1 protein-coding gene is annotated in these 739 nt (G+C 65.8%); it reads left to right on the top strand.

Annotation, left to right across the window (positions count from 1 at the left end; all coding sequences use genetic code 11):
* Positions 1–174 precede the first annotated feature (174 nt).
* Positions 175–618, top strand: a complete 444-nt coding sequence (locus tag AC1VWL_RS19305) for an REP-associated tyrosine transposase (RefSeq protein ID WP_482987757.1) — start codon at positions 175–177, stop codon at positions 616–618.
* The last annotated feature ends 121 nt before the right edge of the window (positions 619–739 follow it).

Raw genomic sequence — 739 nt, 5'->3', positions numbered from 1 at the left:
GCGCGCGTGCCCGGCGCGGGGCGGCGCCCCCCCCCCCCCCCCCCCGGGCCCGCCCGCGCCCGGCCCGGGCCCCCCCCCCCCCTACCACCCCCCGCCCCCCCCCCCCCCCCCCACTACAGGTGTTGCCGTGAATCACTGACGGACCTTGTTGATCGCTGGCCTCAGGCTGCAGCGATGTCCAGTCCAAAACTACGTCTCGGGCGCGTTTCGCTGCCCAATAGCATCTACTCGATCACCACGGTAACCGCAGGGCGTGTGCCGCTGTTCGCCAACCTGCAGAACGCCGAGCAGGTGATGGAGGCGCTGCGTCATTGCGAGATCGCCGGGATCACCAACAATTTCGCCTGGGTAGTGATGCCAGATCACCTGCATTGGCTGCTGCAACTGCAGGTAGGGTCGCTGGGTGCATGCATGCAGCGGCTGAAGTCGCGCTCGGCAAGATCCATTGGCGTTGCCGGATCCATCTGGCAATCCGGCTATCACGATCACGCGATCAGGCGCGACGAGTCACTGCGTGGCCTAGCCAACTACCTGTTGCACAACCCGGTGCGGGCTGGCCTATGCGAACGGGTGCAGGACTATCCATATGCCTGGTGCAGGTGGGGCTGGGAGCTCTGATGTTCTGATGTAGTGGCGCGGCCAGCACGGCCAGAACGCCGGCCCGGCAAAACAAAAAAAAACCACAACGGGGCGCGAAACTGGGAGGGGTAGGGGGTTTATGGGGGGGGCCACAAACAAC

This window comes from Stenotrophomonas sp. STEN063, assembly GCF_056854515.1.
This window is presented reverse-complemented; position numbering and strand designations above follow the sequence as displayed.

Excerpts from the sequence above, each read along its gene's own strand:
- AC1VWL_RS19305 (WP_482987757.1), top strand. The coding sequence starts at position 175 with ATGTCCAGTCCAAAACTACGTCTCGGGCGCGTTTCGCTGCCCAATAGC.